The sequence below is a fragment of the Brenneria uluponensis genome (assembly GCF_032395385.1).
Lineage (GTDB): Bacteria > Pseudomonadota > Gammaproteobacteria > Enterobacterales > Enterobacteriaceae > Prodigiosinella > Prodigiosinella aquatilis.
The window spans coordinates 1,134,059-1,156,472 of the sequence record NZ_CP135917.1 but is presented as its reverse complement, the minus strand read 5'-3'; the positions used below and the strand labels follow the sequence as shown (position 1 = coordinate 1,156,472).

The following is a 22,414-nucleotide window of genomic DNA, read 5'->3' as shown; positions in this document are numbered from 1 at the left end:
TTTTTATTTTTACTGAGTTCATTTAAACCGATGGATTAACTTGCTGTAGTGCCCCGGCAAGAGATGCCAGTCGCTGATAGTCATACTCATCCAGGGTTTTTAACTGCTGGCTAAACACCGGTGTCCCGAACACAGAGACCGGCGCAACTCCAGAGGTAACGTGTGAACCAAATACACCCTGCCAACTACCTTGGGAAAAAGTGGACAGCGGTGTCATATCCGGTAGGGGAAGTTCGGTGAATAACCCCGACAAGGTAGAACGGCCACCCATTGATTGATTCAATGATGGAATACGGGTCGATACCACGCCCGACTCATGAGTCGCCACGCCATCACCGGCAAATATGGTGGCAATGTTGCCTGGTTGAGTTGCACCGCCACCTTGAGACGCAGGAGCGAATGCACTGGTAGTGCCCGCCGTCGTCCCACTCAACGAAGACGTCGTAAGGAACGGCATGGTAGCGTCCAGGGCGCCACCTATCTCGGTAGGTGAGTTAATCAACACCAACTGTGACTGCGAACCAAACCCACTGATATCCGTCAGCGATTCTCCCTTGCCCCCTGAAGACTTGAATTCCGGATCGCCCGTCAAATCAACACTAAGGGTATTAACGCTATAGTTCGGCGAATCAGTGGTGCCGCTGCCGCTGTTACCGGCCGCATCCTGAATACCGGTGTTATCCAGCGTGATCACGTTGCTGGCATCATCGATACTGGCAGTGGGCGTAAAGGTCGCCGTCCAGGTAATACCACCATCAGATGAACTGACGCTACTTAGCGTCCCATTGGCCACCGTCAAATCCGCGTTGGTAAAACCGGTCACCGCTTCGGAGAAGGTAATGGTCACCAATGACGTTTCGCCCGTTGTCAACGCGGTATCCGCCATGGTGATGGTGGCGGTGGGTCGTACTGTTTCAATACTGTAGTTCGCCGAATCGGTGGTGCCGCTGCCGGTGTTACCGGCTGTATCCTGAATACCGGTGTTATCCAGCGTAATCACATTGGTGGCATCGGTAATGCCGTCGGTGGGCGTAAAGGTCGCCGTCCAGATTATACCGCCATCGGACGAGCTAACACTGCTCAGCGTCCCATTGGCCACCGTCAAATCCGCATTGGTAAAACCGGTCACCGCCTCGGAGAAGGTAATGGTCACCAGCGAGGTATCACCTATCTTCAGCGCCGTATCCGCCATGGCAATGGCGGCGGTGGGTCGTACTGTTTCAATACTGTAGTTCGCCGAATCAGTGGTGCCGCTGCCGCTGTTACCGGCCGCATCCTGAATACCGGTGTTATCCAGCGTGATCACATTGGTGGCGTCGGTGATACTGGCAGTCGGCGTAAAGGTCGCCGTCCAGGTAATACCGCCATCAGATGAACTGACGCTACTTAGCGTCCCATTGGCCACCGTCAAATCCGCATTGGTAAAACCGGTCACCGCCTCGGAGAAGGTAATGGTCACCAGCGAGGTATCACCTATCTTCAGCGCCGTATCCGCCATGGCAATGGTGGCGGTGGGTCGTACTGTTTCAATACTGTAGTTCGCCGAATCAGTGGTGCCGCTGCCGCTGTTACCGGCCGCATCCTGCACACCGGTGTTATCCAGCGTGATCACGTTGCTGGCATCATCGATACTGGCAGTCGGCGTAAAGGTCGCCGTCCAGGTAATACCGCCATCGGATGACGCGACATTACCCAGCGTCCCATTGGCCACCGTCAGATCCGCATTGGTAAAGCCGGTCACCGCCTCGGAGAAGGTAATGGTCACCAGCGAGGTATCACCTATCTTCAGCGCCGTATCCGCCATGGTGATGGCAGCGGTAGGACGCAGAGTATCAACGCTGTAATTTGACGAATCAGTGGTGCCGGCACCACTGTTACCGGCGGCGTTCTGGAGTCCACTGTTATCCAGTGTGATCACATTGGTGGCATCATCGATACTGACGGTCGGCGTAAAGGTCGCCGTCCAGGTTATACCGCCATCGGACGAGCTAACACTGCTCAGCGTCCCGTTGGCCACCGTCAAATCCGCATTGGTAAAACCGGTCACCGCCTCGGAGAAGGTAATAGTCACCAGCGAGGTATCACCTATCTTCAGCGCCGTATCCGCCATGGCAATGGCGGCGGTGGGTCGTACTGTTTCAATGCTGTAGTTCGCCGAATCGGTGGTGCCGCTGCCGGTGTTACCGGCTGTATCCTGAATACCGGTGTTATCCAGCGTAATCACATTGGTGGCATCGGTAATGCCGTCGGTGGGCGTAAAGGTCGCCGTCCAGGTAATACCGCCATCGGATGACGCGACATTGCTCAGCGTCCCATTAGCCACCGTCAAATCCGCGTTGGTAAAGCCAGTCACCGCTTCAGAGAAGGTAATGGTCACCAGCGACGTTTCATTCGCTTTCAGCGCCGTATCCGCCATGGCGATGGCGGCGGTAGGTCGTACCATATCAATGCTGTAGTTCGCCGAATCGGTGGTGCCGCTGCCGCTGTTACCGACCGCATCCTGCACGCCGGTGTTATCCAGCGTGATCACATTGGTGGCGTCGGTGATACTGGCAGTCGGCGTAAAGGTCGCCGTCCAGGTAATACCGCCATCAGATGAACTGACGCTACTTAGCGTCCCGTTGGCCACCGTCAGATCCGCATTGGTAAAGCCGGTCACCGCCTCGGAGAAGGTAATGGTCACCAGCGAGGTGTCACCTATCTTCAGTGCCGAATCCGCCAACGTAATCGTCGCGGTAGGACGCTGAGTATCAATAGCGTAGTTCGCCGAATCGGTGGTGCCGCTGCCGCTATTGCCCGCCGCATCCTGCACGCCGGTGTTATCCAGCGTGATCACATTAGTGGCATCATCGATACTGGCGGTCGGGGTAAAGGTCGCCGTCCAGGTAATACCGCCATCAGATGAGCCAACGCTACTTAACGTCCCGTTGGCCACCGTCAGATCCGCATTGGTAAAACCGCTCACCGCCTCGGAGAAAGTAATGGTCACCAGCGAGGTGTCACCTATCTTCAACGCCGTGTCGGCCATGTCTATCGTGGCGGTAGGCCGCACACCGTCCACCTGGATGGCCTTTTGCGCGGAAATACCACTGGCGCCGCCAACCGTCGGCAGTGTCAGGGTTGCATCAAGGCTATTACTATCAATGATGGTGCCGCCATTCAACGATAGCGCTGAGGTACTGACATAATCCAGATCGGCACTTAGATCACCACTCTGGACGGTATAACTGAACGTTAGCGTATTACTGCCAGACCCGGAAAGGTAGGTCGCCTGACGATCAGTGCTACCGGTTTCCAGTAATAATGTCGGCGTACCGCCACTGGTATCCACCGTCACTGTGTCATCGAACGTGACCGTGAGGATTATCGTATCCCCGATTTTGTAGCTGCCGTCGGCCGAGCTGGAACTGACATTGGAAATCGCGGCACTGTTCGGATTAACCGCGATAGTAACGGTATCCGTATCAGTCAGTGTGCCCCCGCTGCCGGAAGCGCCCTGATCGCTGGTCACTATTTGCACAGACGCGCTGCCGGTATAAGCGCTGCCCGGCGTAAATACCATGCCATTAAGCGCATTATTAATGGACGTCAATGTTCCGGTGAACGTCATCGTGGCATCACTGGTGCCAGAACCGGTACTGAACGTCAAGCCGCTCACACTGCTCAATGTCAGCACGCCATGCGTCGCAGTCAAAGTTACCTGCATATCGCTACTGCCAGCATCGACATCACTAATGCTGATAAGGTTACTGTTGGCCGAATTGAACACCAGATTTGTATCTTCCTGAGTGCTCTGAGATGCAGGCACCGTGTTTACCGGCGCATCATTTATCGCTGTAACGGCCAGGGTTACTGTTGTCGAGGCGGCTTCAGTGCTGCCGGTGCCGCTCAATCCCGGATCGGTCCCCGTGTTACCGCCATCATCAATTGTCACTGTCAGTGTAACATTACTGTTGGCGTTGCTATCGGTGATAAAGGTGACATTACTGGCCGCGATAAACGCATTGATATTGGCAATCGACCCGTTCATCGTGAGCGTCGCAGTACCACTGCCGGATACGGTGACGCCGCTGCCGCTGGTGGCAGTCAGCGCTCCGGATCCGACAGCAAACGTCGCGGTGACAGTAGCGCTGCCAGCATCGACATCCGCGAAACTGATCCCGGTAATGGCGGTACTAACATCTTCGTCAACGCTGATTGATGCGGGAGCCGAAAGCGTAGGAGCATCATTAATCGCCGTAACAGTCACGGTTGACGCCAGTGACAATGACGTGGTATCCACGCCGCTATTACTGGTACCTCCATTATCAGTCACGCTGGTTAATGTCACCACCCGACTGTCGCTGGTAGGATTCTCACTATCATTTCGGTAGCCGAGACCATCCACCAACGTAGTGGCCGCTGCACTGCTGATCCCAGCCACACTACTGAATGTCACGGTTGCCGTGCTGCCCGAAACACTGACGCTATAGCTCATGCTGTTGGTAGTCGTGGTGCCGCTGTTGCCGTTAGTGAGAGCGATGCTGCTACCGTCCGCCACCAGGACTTCACTGCTGCCATCGCTCAGGTTGCTCACGGTAAGTATCAATTGTGTAATAGTTTGCCCGGCTTCCACGGTACTGACCGTCACTGAACTGAACAGATCTACTGCGCTGCCATTTTCGTTATATGAAGGATCATTACCGGTCGCCGCGACAGTAGGCGCATCATTGACGCCCACCACGCCCACCGAAACACTGGAGCTGTTACTGGTCCCTCCATCGCCATCATTCACCGTGATACTGACGGTACGGGTAGACGTTGAGGGATCAGTGGTGTTGGTATTCTGATAATTCAAGGTGCGCAATAATGCCTGCACCGCTGTGGGGGTGGCGCTGCTATTAAGCGTCACCACCAAATCGCTGCCACTGCTGCCACCGGCGTAAGTCCCAATGACAACGCCACCATACAACACACTACTTCCAGACAAACCAATTTGTCCGGCTCCAGTGCCCTGATCCACAATCCCCAGCACATCTTCGCCACTCACGCCATTGGCTGTGATAGAGACCGTGACGTTGCCACCGTTGAAATCTGTAGAATCCGCATCGGTCACCGTGCTATCGCTGCCTGAATCGAGCAATACCGTGCTGCCGCCTTCAGTGAAGCTTACACTGTCGCCGTTAAGATTACTGACCACCGGTGCGGCATTGACGCCACTGACGGTAATGCCATTGCCGGTGAGATCCGCAATGCTGCCGCCGGTGATCGTCCCGTTCCAGTCATCCGCCGCCGCCAGGTTATAGGTGGTGCTACTGCTAGAAGAGGTTCCGTTCTGGTCCAGCAAGGCGTCAACACTGGCTTTATCCGTCGCCCCCAACGTCACGGTAAACGATGTAGCACTGGTAATTTCCACACTGCTGGTATCACTGGTGAGCGTATAAGTGGCACCGCCCTCTCCGGTGAAAGTCAGCTTCGTAATATCGACATCATTGTTAGCGCCGACTTGTTTGACCATGTTGGTGCCAGTGACCGTCAGTACGCCGGTTGTTTCATCATAGGTTGATGAAGTAATGGTTGGTGTCTGTACGTTACTGACAGTAATACCGTTGCCCGTCAAATCCGCTGATGTGGTCTGGCTGGTATCCCAACTGGCTGCGGCAGCCAGATTAAGTGTGGTACTGTCAGCAGACGATGTTCCATCTTTATTCAGCAACCCTTCCACATTTAATTGGTCAGTAGCATTCAAGGTAATCGAGAAACTGGTCGCGCTGGTGGCGGTCACCGTGCTGCTGGTCAGCGTATAGGTATTACCGCCTTCACCGGTCAGTGTCAGTTTAGTGGGATCAATGCTATCGCCCGTGACCATATCTGCGCCGGTCACCGTCAACACATTGGTACTGGCGTCATAAGTAGCGGAAGTGATGGTCGGCCCTGGTGACTGGATATTGCTTAACGCCACATCATCAAAGTCTATCGCATAGGGATCAGTTGCGGTCAGCGTGACACTGGATACGCCCTGAAAATCAGTATTTGCGCTAAGATCAACCGTTTTGGTTTCCCCAGCGCTAATAAGCACCGAGTATGTCGCCCCGTTGGACGCCGTAAATGTGAATGTATCGTTGGTATTGACGTTAAAAATCGTAATGGAGGAGAAATCAAAAACCTTTCCCGACACAGAGAAGACGAGTTGCGTTTCAAGAGCCGTACCGTAATCCGTTGATAAAGTAACAGTACCACTAATATCCTGTCCGGATGTCGTACTGCTATCAACGATCGATGTTACCGTCGAGGTAATGGTCAGCGTTTCGCCGCTCACCGTTTGAGTTACGGTTGTCGTTCCCACGCCAGTGGTATCCGCTTCAAAACCGAAAGTTGCTGATGTAGCCAAAAAATAGTCATAGTTTTCAACGGCAATACTGCTGGTTTCAATACTCCCGGTTTGACTTTCCAGACTCCAGTTCCCGCCTTCAGACAGCGGCCCCGTTGCATCAGTTGATGCTGCCACATCTGCGCCAGTAGCAATAGAAAGCGAGGTGATAAAGGCCTGACCTTCACTCCCTTCCGCCACATCACAACCATAAAGCAGCAAATCGCCGTCAGCGGTCAACGCACTGCCAATCGTGGCAAGTTCCGCCTGAACCTCAGACGACTCCAGCGACGCGCTGGTTAACAACGTACTCCCGAGATTTAGCGTTCCCTCAGAGCCATGCGAGAAAATATGAATGGCATCATAGCCGCTATGTGTCGACGCCCAGGCGGCAATCTGCTGCAAGCCATCTTCACTACCGTCAATCAACACCACTTCTACACTCGAATCGATGCCCGCCACCAGAGTTTCATAGTCCTCAACGGAAGTATCCACAAAGGCCACTTCTTTATGTCCAGTGGTGGCGCTCTCTGTCGCCACTGCACTAACGCTGGTCGCCACACTGGTAGTTGATTGATCACTGCTATCTTGTGTGGTGTTTTCTGTTGAATGCGTATCGGTGCCAGAGCTATCGGTATCCGACGTTGTTGTCGCAGTATCCAACGCTGTTGCCGTAGTATCCGACGTTGCCGCCGCCGCATCCGATGTTGTTGCCGCAGTATCGGCAACAGTGGCGGCGACTGCCCCATCAAATAACATCCGCGGCTCAAGCATATAAGCCAGCGGCTGAGAAATCGGTGCCATATTATTTACAGGAGCCAAACGGTCAGACTTTGGATGAGTAACAAACCAATTACGCCATAACATTGCACATTACTCCTTTATTCCAAACGCTATGTCTGATGCTTTCATACCTATCATGCGTTCTCACTGCCAAATGGTAAGCAGGCTATAGAAAAGCGTGACTCTCTTGTTTTATATAATGGTATTTTTTTAATATTTATCCTGCACAAATGGAAATATTTTTTAAAAAAAATTTACCTTTTCTAAAGAATTACAATGAAAATCACACTCTGGAAAAACACTTGAGTTGAATAAACAATATGATTTTTCATCATCTACACTGATTAATGTTATCGGATACATTAATTTTTAAGCATTTTATGTCATGAATAGACACACTCTGGAGAACCGAAAATGTTAAAAAAAATGACACAATTGCTACCTGTTTCTCCGGCTATCGTGCTGGTTGCAGGTATAGGTATCACGCCAGCTTTCGCATCAGCCTGTGGTACCGAACCGTTTATTGGTGAGGTATGTACTTTCGCTTTCAATTATTGTCCAGATGGTTACCTCCCGGCTGATGGCCGGCAACTTCTCGTCAATTCTTATCAGGCACTTTTTTCACTATTTGGTTATACCTATGGCGGTTCGGGCAACAACTTCGCCTTACCTGATTTACGTGGCCGTTCAGCCATAGGTGCAGGTTACCCTGGCTCATATGGCGCACAATTGAACACAGAATGGGGACAACGGTATGGGAGTTCGACGACAACATTAGTTGCCAACCAGCTTCCTGGACATACTCACCCAGCAGTATTTGCGCCAGTAAGTGGACCTCAGACAGTGAATATCCCAGGCACGACAGGAGATTTAAACGTGAGTGCCTACTTGCCGGTAAGTACTAGCACAGGTACTACACCGACGTTGAGTACCGGGCAAACCGGTTATCTGAGTGGACTCAGCGGCAGATCAGGCTCATTAAGTGTCGTGTTCAACGGCCCCTATACCACTATCAACCCTAGTACAGCGGATCCGGCCATGTTACCGGCTAAGGTAAGTACTACAGGTAATGCAAGTACCGCAGCCACGGATATCACGATAAAAACCGTCACCGGTGGAGCGGTTACCGTAGGCCCTAACTCAACTGGCTTGCTTCCTGTTTCAACACAGTCACCCAGTCTGGGACTAAAAATGTGTATTGCCATAGAAGGGGTTTATCCGGTAAGACCCAATTAATGCGGTAAAATACCTGAGTCACATCAGCACGAGAATCAATGTCTTGTCATCGACATTTTTCTCGTGCTTCCCTAAGAGATGTTCCCCACATGGCACTATTTTGATTTAAAAGTTACTGGCCAGCGCGTTCATATCCATCTGTTCATTTTCAGATATTGGGTGGAGAAATACGCTCGTCAAGAAAAAACCGATAAAAAATTCCCATTCGTGCATTTCCTTTTCCAGACAGGTAATTTCATAAATTAATAATCAGCCATACTGACTATAAGTTTCTATTTTGAAACACCGGAGTTAGCGTTACCGCTGTCTTGTCCGGAAAATAGGGAACAAAAATGGGAAATAAAGTTGCATTAGTCACTGGCGCGGGTCAGGGGATTGGTAAAGCCATCGCATTGCGTCTTGCCAAAGATGGTTTTTCCGTTGCCGTGGTTGATTACAACGCGGAAACAGCAAAACAAGTCGCACAACAAATAGTAGCAATGGGCAGTAAAGCTATTGCCTTAACAGCGGATGTCTCCGAGCGCGATCAGGTCTTCTCTGCCGTCGATAACGCCAGGCAACAACTAGGCGGGTTCGATGTGATCGTCAATAATGCGGGTATCGCCCCCACTACGCCCATTGAGGACATCACGCCAGAAATCGTGGACAAAGTGTACAACATCAACGTCAAAGGCGTGATCTGGGGTATTCAAGCTGCCGTACACGCTTTTAAAACCCTGGGACACGGCGGGAAGATCATCAACGCCAGCTCACAAGCCGGGCATGTCGGCAACCCCGAACTGGCGGTATACAGCTCCAGTAAATTTGCGGTACGCGGTCTGACGCAAACCGCCGCACGAGATCTGGCGCCACTGGGTATTACCGTTAACGCATACTGCCCAGGCATTGTCAAAACGCCAATGTGGGAAAACATTGACCGGCAGATCTCCGAGGCAGCCGGAAAACCACTGGGTTATGGCACCGAGGAATTTGCCAAACGCATCACGCTGGGACGATTGTCAGAACCGGAGGACGTCGCGGCCTGCGTGGCTTATCTGGCTGGCCCGGATTCAGATTATATGACCGGACAAGCACTGCTGATTGATGGTGGTATGGTATTTAATTAATATTATTTTTTCATTCTTCGGCACCGCAACAGTTGTTGTGGTGCTTTTCGTTATAATGGTGCCGACCTCAAAGCCGCCTTCCCCGCCTGCCACACTCATTACAGATACGCTATCGCTGCGGCTGAATTATGCTATTTATATAAACATTATTCTGTCAGAGGACTGGGCATGAGCAGAATCAACCAATCACACCCTTACCGTACGCTGATGCCCGGTTTGGAAGCGATGTATTTGGCTTCTGATATCAGCTTTCCTCGCCATGCCCATGAACAATTTGGCATTGGCGTTATTGCCCGCGGCGGGCATCGCTCATGGAGTGGCAAAGGATTGATTGAGGCCGGCCCCGGTAACGCCATTATGGTTAATCCCGGTGAAATCCATGACGGTTCGCCCATTGGCAAACAGCTACGAACATGGCGGATGCTCTACTTCACCCCTTCGTTGTTGGAGCACTACCTGCCTCATGACATCAGCGGAGATATCGAACTCACGCGACCCGCCGTGTACGACCCCATCCTCTCGCGGCTTTTCTCTCAATTTTTCGTCAGCGTAACCGATACCCTCGCTGAGCCGCTCATGGTGGAGGAACACGGCTTACTGCTACTCAATCACGTTCTGAATGCACATAGTACCCAACACACCAAAACGGAACACACCACGCCAGATATTGACAAAGTACGCCAGCGCCTCGATGACGCCCCGGAGCAACTCACCTCTTTGGCGGAACTCGCCGAAACCATCGGTATCAGCCGCTTCCAATTACTGCGGGCGTTTACCCGTGAGCTGGGAATTACACCACATGCTTATCTGATACAACGTCGGGTGCAACTCGCCCGACGGTTATTGCTGTCCGGTAAAAGTCTCAGCGAAGCCGCCCTGGATGCGGGTTTTGCTGATCAAAGCCATATGACACGGGCTTTTACACGGCAAATCGGAGTTCCGCCAGGTCGTTTTAAAATGTCACAAACCTAATCTGTTCAACCTGCAATTTTATTCAAGACGCGCACTTCAGCGATGGCGATGATGGACCGAGGATAAAAATACGCATTCGGTCAATCGGCAGGTGGGCATATGAAACTGAGTTACACAGATGAGATGAAACAACGTTTTCCTGAGCGTATAACCGGCACGATTCAGTTGGCAGGTTTCATCAATGGAGGCGATTTCACACCGCCAATCAATCAATTCTATAGCATCGCCACAAACCGACTATGCCTGGCGCACGAAGGAGAATGGCCAGAAATTCAGGCCTGGCGCAAGGCGTTTACCAAAATGAAGCTGAAACCGACACAGTATCGTTGTGCCGCTGAAGCCCTGTTGCGCCGGTTTCGTAAAGAAGGCGAACTACCGCAGATCAATCCATTGATTGACCTGTGTAATGCCATTTCTCTTGCTTTTGGCATTCCTGTCGCCGTATTTGACCTTGATTGCGTATCCGGTGACCTGATGGTCCGCCACGCCAGAGGCAACGAGGTTTATCAATCCTTTTCGGGCGACATTGAACATCCAGATAAGGGGGAAGTGATTTTTTCCGACGATGCCGACCGGGCGCATGCCAGACGCTGGACAAATCGCCAGAGCGGCTACTCGGCCATCGATCATGGAAGTACCACGATATTGATAGTGGCTGAGGCCATGCACTCAACAGCGCAAAATGATATCCCCCGCCTGCTGGATACTTTACAGAGCGTGCTTAATAACGCCACATCTCATCCCACCCTCATCAGAGGGAGGTGCTGATGACACTCGATTTTTTGCTCACCTCACTGCTGGTCGTCATCTCGCCAGGCACTGGCGTTCTCTATACCATGGCGTCGGGATTGTCGCAGGGCGCACGCGCCAGTGTCATCGCCACCGTGGGATGTACGCTGGGAGCGATTCCACATCTGATAGCCGCCATTTCTGGCCTTGCGATACTGTTATATACCCATGATGTTGCATTCCACATCCTGAAATATTTCGGCGTTATCTATTTGCTCTATATGGCATGGGGCACACTGAAAGAAGGCGCAACCTTACAGGTTAACGATAATGCCGAGGCAGTGCCAGCCTGGCGGGTCGTCACTTCGGGGATATTACTTAATCTGCTGAACCCAAAACTCACCCTGTTCTTCTTCGCCTTTCTGCCCCAGTTCATCACACCGGGAAGGCATGCCACATCAGATATGATTGAGCTCGGTCTGATTTTCATCGCCATGACCTTTATCGTCTTCATGGGATACGGATTTTTCGCTGTATCCATACGACATCATGTCATCTCACGCCCATCCATACTGATCTGGATGCGCCGAAGTTTTGCCTTTGCCTTTGTCTTACTCGGCATAAAACTGGCGTCCTCAGCGCAATAAACGCGATGTAATGGTGTATCGGCGGAGGAACAAGATTATTGTTCCAGACTTAACCAGTGAAATGAACGCCGTAAAAACGGTTCTGCGTCATGATCGATGATGATCCCATGCGCCATGATTATCGTCTGCGGATGCCAATTCAGGATCTTTTCCATATGCTGCCTGGCTTCCGATTTGTTAAGCATAAAACTTAAACGCCAGTCCAACGGCATTTGTCCATCAGGCGCCAATATACCGGCTTCCTTTGCCAATAAACGCTTCAGTGGACTAAACGATTCTGGCGCAAAATTTTCGATTAAATCAGTCACGATAAGGGCTTTCGATGGTTTATGGAAAAATACACACTCTTCCATGGCTGGCGAGCCGGTAAATAACAGCTGGTCTATATCCTCCGACCACGGCGCATTAAATGAAGGCGTAAAAATACTATCAAAAATAATGTCCTGACGTTTCTGTTGAACCTCATGAGTACCGAATACCTGTGCATCTGGATAATGCTGCTGCCAGTCTTTGAGGAACAGATGATGAAGCTGATTGGGCGCCACCAAATAACTGACAATCCCCAGTTCATCGACTTGTTTCTGTAGATGCGCCTCCAACCGGATTGGACTATGCACCCAAAGCGTGCCATCAGATAAACGTACCACCGTCATCCGGGTCGAATAAGGTAGCGTAAAAAAAGAAACCGTTTCACCGTTGAAAACCCAAATATTCTCACCGATTTTGTTCATGTATTACTCCTGTAAATACACTGGAACTTATTCCTCTCTTCCAATGCACTCAACACGATGCGGCGACATGCCTGTCGTTCATTGGTAACGTCGTAAAGCTTACATGCGGTACAACACGCCACTTCACTACGCTTTTCACGAAAAAACTTAATTAAAAGTAACGTTACGAAATTAAATTACAATTATAAAATTCAATAAAATTAATTTATTACACTAAAACCTCAGATTAAATTGCATATTTTTAGAACAAAAATCACTTTTTATTACGGTTTATCATTAGTTTCTTTCCTGCATCTCTCTATTTGAAATCACTAAAACCGCTGAGCGTATTGTTTATGCCAGCACATTACGGAGTGCACAGATTCTGATGAAAGGTTCCTTTGTTATTTACAACCCCAGCATTGAATTATTAACGGCGATGAGCGGTATCTGACAACACTCGTCAGTGTGCTACTGGTAGGAATGAAAATTACGCTGCACCAAGAAAATACGTTCACGCTGTCGCGCTTGCCATTACCTGGAATCCACCTATTTTTAATATGAAGAGGTCGTTTGAACTAATAAACCGTCCGGCTATTGGCGTATTCAGTCAAGGGCGGTAGCGTACCAGAATCAAGAGGAAATATTATGGCTCGCACTAAAAATCAGGCTTCACACACACATTCTTCATCCACTGACGCCCATCACGAAGGAAGCCAATCCGGCCTACTCACTCTGGATAACGCAGGCCCGATTCAGATGGGTTTTTGGGTTCCCAACCGCGTATGGGCAACCGCTAAATTCCTTATTCCGCTTCGTCATCATATTGCCGCCAAGAAAAAGGCCAATACGCTCGCTCCATTACAACCCGTCATGCAGGAATTCAAAAACTGGGTTACGTCTCACAGTGTATACCGCATGTGGCTGACATCGATGATCGAACAGTCCAATGCATTTATCGCCTCTCTGCCTAAAGAGACCAGAGCCGAGATCAAAAAAGACGGTGATGCCATCTGGATTGAGGGATATGACAGCTTCTTCGAGATCCTCAATGAAATCATCACTACGTCATCGTCCTTCAATACCACCGCACAGGTAGGTACACCGATGAATGCGTTCCTCTCCGTCGCGATGGGAACCGAAGCCGGTGTTGCCTTGTTCCACGACGCCGCCTTCAATCAGCAATTCAAACCGGTGCTTAACACGTGGAATACGTTCCTCAAGAGCAGCGACTCTCTCGACAAGCTCGACATTCAACACCCGGAAAAACCGGGGTCATGGATATCCAAGGCGGCTCATAAAGTAGGTGTATGGAAAGAGATGGAACACGACCCCAGTAAACCGGGATATGGCTTTGATTCATGGAATGCCTTCTTTCTCCGTCAGTTTGTGAAAGGTGCACGACCATTCCATGGCGATCCGAAAACCCAGATCGACATCGGTTGTGAAACTACCCCCTGGAAATACGCCAACAAGATTAAGCTGGAAAGTCAATTCTGGGCCAAGGACATGAACTACTCCTTGCTCGATCTGTTCGGAGGCCAGCGGCAATGGGCAAAACTCTTTGAAGGCGGTCAGATCTATCAGGGGTTCTTGTCTGCCACACACTATCACCGCTGGAATGCACCGCTTGATGGCTTTCTGGTACGGTCGTGGGTAGAACCGGGAACCTATTTCGCCCAGCGCCCCGGACAGGGGGAAGACCAAGGCACCTGGGAAGGAACCGAATCACAACCCTATCTGGGTCACGTCGCCACCCGTGCCATCTTTATCTTCAAACACAAATCATGTGGCTATATTGCGCTCATCTGCATCGGAATGGTGGAGGTCTCCAGCTGCATCATCGATCCCAGCACTTTTATCGTCGAGGAGGGTGCCGCACCGGTCAGTATTACTCGCGGCACCGAGATAGGCCGTTTCGAATTCGGTGGTTCGACACACATGATGATCTTCCAGAAAGATAGGGTGAAACTCGAAGCCTGGGCACGTAACGCCGTCAAACACCGCGAGGACCCCAATCCCACAAAAATGGGTAGCATTATCGCTACAGCCACCGCCGGTAACCGCAAATAATCACCGGAAAGCGCATGGCTTGTCCAGTCAATAGCGTTGGTTCCCTCGGTCACGCCGGGGGATTACCCCACAGCGTAAATCAAGGTCAGGTAAAACATGTGTACCACAATGATAGTGACAAAAGGGGCTTCCGCCGATGGCTCCATGATGGTCACCCACTCTGATGACGATGAACTATCGGACCAACGATTCATCTACGTCCCCGCGAAACATCATGCGCCAGGCAGTCTCCGAAGGATCGTGAACAGTACCAATGCCGCCTACCCCCGTATTGTCAGCCAGGATCGGGGTCCAGGTTATAATACGCCCAGTTGGCCGGAAACGCCGATCATCGGCGCAATACCGCAGGTTGAACACACCTATGCCTATTTCGACGGCAACTACGGCATCATGAACGAACACAATCTGATGTTCGGCGAATGTACCAATGGCGCGAAATACGAGCCTGATCCGGTTACCGTAGAAGAGGCGGCGAACAACGACACCCACTGCCGGCTGTTTTACAGCGCGGAGCTGTCAAGGATTGCGCTGGAACGATGCAAAACCGCACGGAAAGCCGTGGAGCTGATGGGCTCACTCATTGACACCTACGGTTACTTCTCGACGGGGGAAACCCTGTTGGTGGCCGACGAACATGAAGGGTGGGTGTTCGAAATGTGCACTCTGCCCGATGAGGTTTACCACTCCGCCTGGATTGCCCAGCGTGTACCGGATGGCACGGTGTTTGTCGCGGCCAACGAGTTTCGCATCCGGGAAATAAAAGAAGGCAACCCGGATCAATTTTTCTCCAGACACCTGTTGTCCGGGCTGAAAAAAGTCGGTTGTGCGGCACCGGAAACCGGCCCGGTCGACTGGCTTACCTCCGTCAGTTGGGGCGAATACAACCACCCTTATTACTCGCTGCGTCGAGTCTGGCGGATCTTTGATCGAGTCAATCCCGACCTGGGACTCAGCCCATGGGTAAACGGCGGTAGCTACACCACTGACTATCCCTTCTCGGTATCCCCCAAAAGCCCACTTAGCACCCAGGATGTCTTTGCTCTCTACCGTGACCACTATGAAGGCACGCCGTTTGACCTGACCAAAGGTGTAGCCGCTGGCTCGTATGGTGATCCTAATCGCTATATCGGTCCCTACGATGGCGATCAAAATAACGTTTCCACTACCACGCGACCGCTGAGTGGTGCATGGGAACGCGCTATATCGATTTTTTATCAAGGGTATGTCTATGTTGCCCAAACACGACCGACCGCGCCTGAACTTACCAAAGGGATCGTCTGGTTCGGGCCTGACGTTGCCAGTACGACTTGCTTTTCGCCATTCCCATCCCGGGTAACCAACCTGCCACTCTCCTACCAGATTGGCGATCCCCAGAAGTTTGACCGTATCGCTGCCTGGTGGGCCTTTGATTTCGTGGCGAACTGGGCCAGACTCAACTACCAACGGATGTACAACGTGGATATCCGCCCCTTGCAACAAATACTGGAAACCATAGCGGTACAACGATTGTGTGAGTGGGACGACATCATGGCCAGGGAAAATGATGCCGCTCTGCTCACCTCACTATGCGAAAAAAACGCTCACGACATTCTGACACGCTGGTGGGAACTGGCCGATATGCTGATTGCCAAATACTCCGATGGCTACATTAATCCGCCGCCCACTCCGCCGCAAAATCCGCCAGCCATTCCTATTGGCTACTCGGCCGACTGGCTAAGTATCACCAATTATCGAAACGGTCCAGTGACTTATGATATGCCGGTAACACCACAAGGAACCCGCGGCTGACCGGCGATAACAGGTCGACAGTGAACGCCCCCCAGGGAAGCGCTGTCTTCGGTCACACCATTCACCAAGCTGGCGTTAGACTAGCCCGGTATGGTGTCAGGGTGAGAGCATGAGTGCTTATTATTCACTCAGGTTGACCGTTAACCAAACTGATTATCTTTCTGAGAGAGTTAGATTGTACAGTTTACAGGCAGCGTGCGCTTAATTGATCGTCAAATGGCGATTAAAAAGTATTCGTGATCTTGCCCTGGGTATGGTGTGTCCTGATTCATGCTATTTAGTATGCCTTCCCATCACGCAAAGAGTGGATTTCTTGGCTTGCAACACTGGCTGCCCCATATTTTTCGGGTCAACTGACATGGCCGACCCGATCCATATCCGGCAAGGTTTGAATCGATTATCCCATCCCAGTAAAAATCGCCCAAAATAATAACCATTAAATTTAATAGCCTTATATATATTGAGAGAAATAACTTCTATTTGATTATAAACTCCAGGCTATCTCCACTTTATCCTTCACGCTGTTGATGTACTACTTTTATTCATCTGAATTGCTTACTCAAGTAAGCCCATCGTGACTCGCTTACTTGCCACTTTCCTACATTCTGTTCGATATAAGCAATCCAATATCCAATAGATCATTGGTGGAAATAAAATTCACATCGACTATAGTTAACAAAGAAGAAGAATAAAATCAATTCACCTGCAATGTATGGCGGGTATGTCTGATAAACTGAGAACATCATAAATGAACGATCATATCTTATTCTCATTAGATGACCGATACCTTGAACTGACTATAATGCCTACCGAACAGTGTAATTTTAGATGTGTATATTGTTATGAGGATTTTACAATTGGCAATATGAGAAACGAAGTTGTTGATTCAATTAATAAGTTCGTTGACAACACATTACCAAGACTAAAAAGACTGAGTATATTATGGTTCGGAGGAGAGCCACTTTTAGCATTACGCCAGATCACAAAAATTAGCAAGCATATAAAATGTGGTGCAAAGCAAAACAATATTGAGTATACCAGCGGCATGACGACAAATGGCTATTATTTGACACTTGAAAATTTAACCACCTTAGTAAATCTGAATATAACGAATTATCAAATAACGCTCGATGGATATGCAGAAGACCATGATAATTTGAGGAAAAAATCCAATGGAACGGGATCGTTTCAGACGATATGGCATAATCTTATAGAAGCCAGAAAGTCGACGTTAAATTTTAATATGATACTAAGGGTACATTATTCACCTGATAGTATTTATCAAACTATTAAATTAATAGAAATAATAAACAAAGAATTTTCTAATGATCGAAGGTTCACCGTCCTTTTCCATTCTATTGAAAAACTGGGTGGAGATAATGACAATAATATTACCATTTTTAATGATAAAAAAGAAAAAATGGCTTATTTGTCCGAATTATTAAGGTTAATACAACCTGAACTAATCGCTCAATCCATTAACAGTGACCACATTTGTTATGCCGCAAAGTTAAATAGTTTTGTGATACGTCCTAATGGAGATATTTTAAAATGTACTGTCGCACTTAACAGTGATGTCAATAACATTGGACATTTAAACAAAGATGGTTTTATGACATTAGACATGGATAAAATACGAGTATGGTCTATCCCATTATTTACTGGGAATAAAGGAGATCTAGAGTGCCCATCAGCATCCGCGCACAGACGGTGGGCTGACAAATCAATAATCCCTGTTACAAACATTATATAAACAGTGAGGTATATATTATGGACCACGTCGACATCCCCCAAAAAGACTGTTCAATTGATGAAGGTAAAAAACAATTAATTTTCAAAAAAAATAGTGAACTGGAGCAATATCTTATTACCAACACTTCACCACAAATCAATACCTCTTTTGGAAAAATATCCATAGACAACATCACCGTGCAGCCTGATGGCAGAATAGTTTTCAATAATATTGATGTAGAGAAAACAAAATCAATATTTGCTGCAGCACATCAGGCCAGTACACGTGGTGATACAATTAATAATATAGGGAATTGTGGTTGTCAGACCAATTAACATAGCGCCAAATGTATTGGATCATTTAAAGCAGTATCAGTTAATTGGTTAAATTATTTACTGTATATACCCCTGATCATTGAAGATGCTTGATTTTCAGGCAACAGAAGATCATGCTGTTCACCATGAAAATATTCATCACTGACCAACAAAAAGCTGAACTTGAGCGCCTTCACGATTCCAGTCGTGATAAACGTGTTTGCGATCGTATTAAAGCCATTCTTCTGGCTTCCGAAGGCTGGAGTTCGGCCATGATCGCTCAGGCTTTGCGGCTGCATCAGACCACCGTTGACCATCATATCAGCGAGTTTCTGAATAAAGGGAAACTGAAACCAGAGAATGGCGGTTCAGACAGTAAACTCAGTGCTGAAAAAACAGCCTCTTTAATCAGCCAGTTATCTGATAACGTATTTCATCAGACCCGTGATATTGTCGCGTTTGTCGCCCGGACATGGAACATCGTTTTCAGCGTTCCGGGAATGAATAAGTGGCTGCACCGTAACGGCTTTACCTACAAAAAACCGTCAGGTGTTCCCCATAAATTTAGTGAAGAGAAACAAAAACAATTCATTGAATATTATGAGGAACTGAAAGCAACTGCGGGTGATGAACCGGTTCTTTTTATTGATGCTGTCCATCCTACTCAGGCCACTAAAATCAGTTATGGCTGGATACGCAAAGGCCAGAGAAAAGCGGTAAAAACAACGGGAAGTCGTACACGGCTGAACATCATGGGGGCGCTGAATCTGAAGGCCCCGGAACACCCGCTAATCTGCGAATATAAAACGATTAATGAATACAATGTATCTCGTTTTTTCAATGAGATACGTAAGGTTTATCCTGATTATGGCCAGAAAGTTCATGTTATTCTGGATGGTGCAGGCTATCACCGTTCACAGTTAGTGAAAGAGTGGGCGGAGGTGGTAAATATAAAACTTCATTATCTCCCGCCGTACAGTCCGAACCTGAATCCGATAGAACGAATGTGGAAATTAATGAACGAACATGCCCGGAATAATCGCTACTTCAGCAGTAGCAGGGAGTTCAGGGATGCAATATCTGAATTTTTCAGCGATACGCTACCGGACATGGCGGGTTCTCTGACGTCCCGAATTAATGACCGTTTTCAGGTACTGAAATCTGCATCTTGAGGTTTATTGGGTATATATCCTGCATAATTCGAGTTGCAGGAAGAAGGCAGCCGGGTAAGTCTCCAGGAGCAGGGCACAGTCAGTGATTGGGAACTTACTCGGTTTGCCGTAATTATCTGGCACCGATATGCCGCCAGAAATCAACCGTGCCCTTTGAAACGCCCCAACAACTTGTAGCGCGAACCGGGATACAGCAGCTTGGCATAGGTGACGATTTTAGCATCGCTCCAGGTTTGGCGGTGAATCAATAAACAGGGTTCGTGCTCATCCAATAGCAGTTCCTTGCGCTGGCGTGCATCTGGCACCACCGCTTCCACAATATGCTCTCCTGCGGTCAACGGAGCCACCCGCATCAGGTAAGTGTACGGCGTCTGGCTGTCGTAGTCCTGCCTAAGGTAATCCGGCGCCATCAGCGGGTTTACCAACCGGTCTTCCAACTGCACCGGCAAATCGTTCTCGTAATGCACAATCACTGAATGAAAAATCGAATGACCGGTGGCCAGACCCAGTACCGCTGCCTGCTCCGGATCGGCCTTCACTTCTGCCAACGACAGAATTTTACTGGTATGACGATGGCCTCGCTGGGCAATTTCCTCAGCGATGTTATGCACTTCCAGCATGGCGGTATAGCCCTTCATCTCGACAACAAAGGTACCCACGCCCTGCATACGAATCAAATAACCTTCACTGGTCAACTCGCGCAGAGCGCGATTGATCGTCATGCGGCTGACACCGAGCTCATTGACCAGCTCACTCTCGGACGGCACGCGTTGATTCGCTTTCCACACGCCTTCGGTGATCTGGCTGATGATCGCCTGCTTCACGCGCAGATAAATGGGCGCTGGCTGATCGCTCATGGCGGCGGCAAGTTGCGAAATAGCGCTCTGCTCAACCATATCCATATCCTTAAGAAAAATGACAACCTCAGTTTACTGGTTGATAAAGCAAATGTATATACATCTTAATTGGCGCACTAGCACCAAAATAGTGCATAAAAAGCCTCAGTTCAGTGCATCATAATTACCATACTGGCTGCTATTCTGCGGCGATCACGGTATTAGGTCCCTCGGAATGATATAAGCAATCTGGCATAAGCATTGCAACAAGTTGTATATACAATACTATACGCCTTAGGCTTCACTCAGCATCGTGATGATCTGACTACGTGATGCCAGTGACGGCGACCTGACACTTTGCCCGTTTGATCGGGTTTCCTTTTCGCAGAACTTGTATAGACAGGAGTATACTATGTTGCTCGGTACACAAGCATGTCACCTGACGCCCGGTGAGGTGGATTTGACAACGCTCAAAGCCATCTACCACGGCGATGTCAGCCTGGCGTTGGATGAACACGCACGCGCCGGGGTGATTGCCGCCCGTAATACCGTTGATGCCATCGTCAGTGCCGGTAACGTGGTGTACGGTATCAACACCGGCTTCGGCAAGCTGGCTCAAACTACTATTCCCGCAGCCCGCCTGGCCGAATTACAGCGTAATCTGGTGTTATCCCACAGTGTCGGTCTCGGCGAACTGCTGCCAGATAATGTGGTACGCCTGATCATGGCAACCAAAATCATCAGTCTGGCGCGTGGCCATTCCGGCATCCGCATCGAACTACTGGACGCACTGATCGCCTTGTTCAACGCCGGTGTGATGCCGTGTATTCCTGAAAAGGGCTCGGTTGGTGCTTCTGGCGATCTGGCTCCGCTGGCGCATATGTCGCTGACACTGCTGGGTGAAGGCGAGGTGCGAGTAGCGGGTAAACGCATCCCCGCCGTAGAAGGGTTGAAAAAAGCCGGTCTGGAACCGTTCGTCCTCGGCCCGAAAGAGGGACTGGCGCTACTAAACGGTACCCAGGTATCCACCTCGCTGGCACTGCGCGGCCTGTTCGAGGCCGAAAAAGTGTTCGCCGCCGGCCTGATATCCGGCATGCTCTCACTGGAAGCCATCAAAGGTTCAGTCAAACCATTCGACGCCCGGATTCATCAGGCCCGCGGCCAGCAAGGCCAGATAGCAGTAGCCGCCGCCGTCTCCACACTGCTGGAAGGCAGTGAAATCCTCTCCTCTCACGTCAACTGTGGACGCGTGCAGGATCCCTACTCTATCCGTTGTGTACCGCAAGTCATGGGTGCCTGCCTGGATAACCTGCAACACGCCGCGCGCGTGCTACAGATAGAAGCCAACGCGGCTTCCGACAACCCACTGGTATTTACCGATACCGGCGACGTCATTTCTGGCGGTAACTTCCATGCCGAACCAGTGGCCTTCGCCGCCGATATCATCGCGCTGGCGGTGGCAGAAATCGGCGCCATCTCCGAGCGTCGTCTGGCATTACTGCTGGATAGCGGTCTGTCCGGTCTGCCGCCGTTTCTGGTCAACGATGGCGGCGTCAACTCTGGCTTTATGATTGCCCAGGTCACCGCCGCCGCGCTGGCATCGGAAAACAAATCCCTCGCCCATCCAGGCAGTGTGGACAGCCTGCCTACCTCCGCCAACCAGGAAGATCATGTTTCGATGGCCACCTATGCGGCGCGGCGTCTGGGCGAGATGTGCTTCAACACCGCCGCGGTGGTCGGTATCGAAGCTATGGCCGCGGCACAAGGTATCGATTTTCACCGCCCGCTGAAAAGCTCCGCCGCCCTGGAACAGGAGCTGGCACGCTTGCGTGAGCGCGTAGCGTTCCTGGATAAAGACCGCCTGATGGCACCCGATATCGAGCAGATGCGACTATGGGCTGTCAATACTGTCTGGCCTGATGCCATCACCACCATGCTGCCCAGCTACGCCTGATCAGGGATAACCC

General features: G+C 50.1%; 14 protein-coding genes. 11 read left to right on the top strand and 3 right to left on the bottom strand.

What is annotated here, in order from left to right; genetic code table 11:
- Positions 1–22: 22 nt before the first annotated feature.
- Positions 23–7,216, bottom strand: coding sequence for an Ig-like domain-containing protein (locus RS889_RS05265; protein WP_315709646.1), 7,194 nt, complete (start codon positions 7,214–7,216; stop codon positions 23–25).
- Between the two features lie 330 nt (positions 7,217–7,546).
- Between RS889_RS05265 and RS889_RS05260 the strand changes: the two genes are divergently transcribed.
- From RS889_RS05260 to RS889_RS05240, 5 genes are all read left to right on the top strand, one after another.
- The gene (locus tag RS889_RS05260; protein ID WP_315709645.1) at positions 7,547–8,368 is read left to right on the top strand and encodes a phage tail protein; all 822 of its coding nucleotides are present in this window, start codon (positions 7,547–7,549) and stop codon (positions 8,366–8,368) included.
- Between the two features lie 332 nt (positions 8,369–8,700).
- Positions 8,701–9,474, top strand: a complete 774-nt coding sequence (locus tag RS889_RS05255) for a (S)-acetoin forming diacetyl reductase (protein WP_315709643.1) — start codon at positions 8,701–8,703, stop codon at positions 9,472–9,474.
- A gap of 168 nt (positions 9,475–9,642) precedes the next feature.
- A complete protein-coding gene (locus RS889_RS05250) occupies positions 9,643–10,446 on the top strand; it encodes a helix-turn-helix domain-containing protein (RefSeq protein WP_315709641.1) in 804 nt (267 codons plus the stop codon).
- A 99-nt stretch (positions 10,447–10,545) separates the two neighbouring features.
- Entirely contained in the window at positions 10,546–11,214 is a 669-nt protein-coding gene (locus RS889_RS05245) for a B3/B4 domain-containing protein (protein ID WP_315709639.1), read from the top strand.
- On the top strand, positions 11,214–11,822 hold the full coding sequence (locus RS889_RS05240; protein ID WP_315709638.1) for a LysE family translocator: 609 nt from the start codon (positions 11,214–11,216) through the stop codon (positions 11,820–11,822). The genes RS889_RS05245 and RS889_RS05240 overlap by 1 nt, the downstream gene beginning before the upstream one ends.
- Positions 11,823–11,857: 35 nt before the next feature.
- Here RS889_RS05240 and RS889_RS05235 read toward each other — a convergent pair whose 3' ends face one another.
- On the bottom strand, positions 11,858–12,553 hold the full coding sequence (locus tag RS889_RS05235; protein WP_315709636.1) for a DUF4336 domain-containing protein: 696 nt from the start codon (positions 12,551–12,553) through the stop codon (positions 11,858–11,860).
- A gap of 627 nt (positions 12,554–13,180) precedes the next feature.
- Between RS889_RS05235 and RS889_RS05230 the strand changes: the two genes are divergently transcribed.
- From RS889_RS05230 to RS889_RS05210, 5 genes are all read left to right on the top strand, one after another.
- Positions 13,181–14,605, top strand: a complete 1,425-nt coding sequence (locus RS889_RS05230) for a phophatidylserine decarboxylase associated domain-containing protein (RefSeq protein ID WP_315709635.1) — start codon at positions 13,181–13,183, stop codon at positions 14,603–14,605.
- A gap of 96 nt (positions 14,606–14,701) precedes the next feature.
- A complete protein-coding gene (locus RS889_RS05225; RefSeq protein ID WP_315709634.1) occupies positions 14,702–16,393 on the top strand; it encodes a dipeptidase in 1,692 nt (563 codons plus the stop codon).
- A 748-nt stretch (positions 16,394–17,141) separates the two neighbouring features.
- Entirely contained in the window at positions 17,142–18,146 is a 1,005-nt protein-coding gene (locus RS889_RS05220) for a radical SAM protein (RefSeq protein ID WP_315709633.1), read from the top strand.
- A 17-nt stretch (positions 18,147–18,163) separates the two neighbouring features.
- Positions 18,164–18,460, top strand: coding sequence for a hypothetical protein (locus RS889_RS05215; protein WP_315709631.1), 297 nt, complete (start codon positions 18,164–18,166; stop codon positions 18,458–18,460).
- 125 nt (positions 18,461–18,585) lie between these two features.
- Positions 18,586–19,611, top strand: coding sequence for an IS630 family transposase (locus tag RS889_RS05210; RefSeq protein WP_315710871.1), 1,026 nt, complete (start codon positions 18,586–18,588; stop codon positions 19,609–19,611).
- Between the two features lie 140 nt (positions 19,612–19,751).
- On the opposite strand, the gene hutC is transcribed toward RS889_RS05210, so the two are convergent.
- Entirely contained in the window at positions 19,752–20,507 is a 756-nt protein-coding gene (hutC, locus tag RS889_RS05205; RefSeq protein WP_315709629.1) for a histidine utilization transcriptional repressor HutC, read from the bottom strand.
- 352 nt (positions 20,508–20,859) lie between these two features.
- Here hutC and hutH point away from each other — a divergent pair, with 352 nt between their 5' ends.
- A complete protein-coding gene (gene hutH / locus RS889_RS05200; RefSeq protein ID WP_315709628.1) occupies positions 20,860–22,401 on the top strand; it encodes a histidine ammonia-lyase in 1,542 nt (513 codons plus the stop codon).
- Positions 22,402–22,414: the final 13 nt, after the last annotated feature.

Bases quoted from the DNA above. Each gene is read 5' to 3' on its own strand.
- RS889_RS05265 (WP_315709646.1), bottom strand. From the start codon at position 7,216: ATGTTATGGCGTAATTGGTTTGTTACTCATCCAAAGTCTGACCGTTTG.
- RS889_RS05260 (WP_315709645.1), top strand. From the start codon at position 7,547: ATGTTAAAAAAAATGACACAATTGCTACCTGTTTCTCCGGCTATCGTG.
- RS889_RS05255 (WP_315709643.1), top strand. From the start codon at position 8,701: ATGGGAAATAAAGTTGCATTAGTCACTGGCGCGGGTCAGGGGATTGGT.
- RS889_RS05250 (WP_315709641.1), top strand. From the start codon at position 9,643: ATGAGCAGAATCAACCAATCACACCCTTACCGTACGCTGATGCCCGGT.
- RS889_RS05245 (WP_315709639.1), top strand. From the start codon at position 10,546: ATGAAACTGAGTTACACAGATGAGATGAAACAACGTTTTCCTGAGCGT.
- RS889_RS05240 (WP_315709638.1), top strand. From the start codon at position 11,214: ATGACACTCGATTTTTTGCTCACCTCACTGCTGGTCGTCATCTCGCCA.
- RS889_RS05235 (WP_315709636.1), bottom strand. From the start codon at position 12,553: ATGAACAAAATCGGTGAGAATATTTGGGTTTTCAACGGTGAAACGGTT.
- RS889_RS05230 (WP_315709635.1), top strand. From the start codon at position 13,181: ATGGCTCGCACTAAAAATCAGGCTTCACACACACATTCTTCATCCACT.
- RS889_RS05225 (WP_315709634.1), top strand. From the start codon at position 14,702: ATGTGTACCACAATGATAGTGACAAAAGGGGCTTCCGCCGATGGCTCC.
- RS889_RS05220 (WP_315709633.1), top strand. From the start codon at position 17,142: ATGAACGATCATATCTTATTCTCATTAGATGACCGATACCTTGAACTG.
- RS889_RS05215 (WP_315709631.1), top strand. From the start codon at position 18,164: ATGGACCACGTCGACATCCCCCAAAAAGACTGTTCAATTGATGAAGGT.
- RS889_RS05210 (WP_315710871.1), top strand. From the start codon at position 18,586: ATGAAAATATTCATCACTGACCAACAAAAAGCTGAACTTGAGCGCCTT.
- hutC (WP_315709629.1), bottom strand. From the start codon at position 20,507: ATGGTTGAGCAGAGCGCTATTTCGCAACTTGCCGCCGCCATGAGCGAT.
- hutH (WP_315709628.1), top strand. From the start codon at position 20,860: ATGTTGCTCGGTACACAAGCATGTCACCTGACGCCCGGTGAGGTGGAT.